This is a genomic window from Siccirubricoccus soli (assembly GCF_024178315.1).
Lineage (GTDB): Bacteria > Pseudomonadota > Alphaproteobacteria > Acetobacterales > Acetobacteraceae > Siccirubricoccus > Siccirubricoccus soli.
Genome location: NZ_JAMZIK010000055.1, coordinates 1 through 1,035, shown reverse-complemented (window position 1 = coordinate 1,035; position 1,035 = coordinate 1). Strand labels below are relative to the sequence as shown.

The 1,035-nt window shown below is 76.5% G+C and carries 1 protein-coding gene; it reads left to right on the top strand.

Annotated features, from left to right (window positions below):
• On the top strand, positions 1-918 hold a 918-nt coding region (locus tag NJ376_RS09190), incomplete at its 5' end, for an ATP-binding cassette domain-containing protein (RefSeq protein ID WP_252952946.1).
• Between the last annotated feature and the right edge of the window lie 117 nt (positions 919-1,035).

Sequence of the window (1,035 nt, the reverse complement as noted above, 5' to 3'; positions counted from 1 at the left end):
GCGGGCGGGTTGCTGGTGCAGGCCGCGCTGCTCGGCGCCCTGGCCTGGGCGCTGGCCAACGGCGCGGAGGGGCTCGGCCTTGCTGTGCTCGGCGTCTTCCTCGCCGTCGCGGCAGCGGAGGCGGTGGGGGCGCTGCCCCGCGCCGGCACCTCGCTGGCCCAGGCCGCCGCCGCCGCCCGCCGCCTGTTCGAGGCCGCCGACACCAGGCCGCCGGTGACCGAGCCGGACAACCCAGCGCCGCTGCCCGCGGGCACCGGCATCCGCATCGAGGGCCTGCATTTCGCCTGGGCGCCGGACCGGCCGCCGGTCTTCGACGGGCTGGAGCTGGAGATCCCGGAGGGTGCGCGCCTCGCCCTGCTCGGCCCCTCCGGCGCCGGCAAGTCGAGCCTCGCCGCCCTGCTGCTGAAGCTGGCGGCGCCGCAGTCGGGGCGGATCACCCTGGGCGGCGTCGATCTCGCCAGCCTGACGGCCGAGGAGGTGCGCCGCCGCATCACCTGCCTCACCCAGGATGCGCGGCTGTTCGATGACAGCATCGCCGCCAATCTCCGCCTCGCCGCGCCGGCTGCGCCGGATGCGGCGCTGTGGCGGGCGCTGGACCGCGCCGGCATCGGCGAGTTGGTCCGCGCCCTGCCGGAAGGGCTGGCGACGCGCTGCGGCGAGGCCGGGGCGCGCTTCTCCGGTGGCCAGGCCCGGCGTCTGGCCCTGGCGCGGGTACTGCTTTCCGCCGCGCCGGTGGTGATCCTGGACGAGCCGACCGCCGGCCTCGATGCCGAGACGGAGCGGGCCTTCCTGGAGACGCTGGAAAGCGTGATGGCCGGGCGCACGGTCATCCTCATCGCGCACCGGCTGGTGGGCGTGGAGCGCCCCACCCGCATCCTCCGCCTCGCCGGCGGCCGCGCCCTGCCGGCCATGGCCTAAGACCTGTTAGGGAATGGGCCTCGGGTCGGTCTGGCGGATCTTCTTCGCCCCGGGGGCGTCGGTCGGCTTGCCAAGGCAGCCGGCCTTGGCTGCGCCGCCCTCCTGCCGAGCACACAG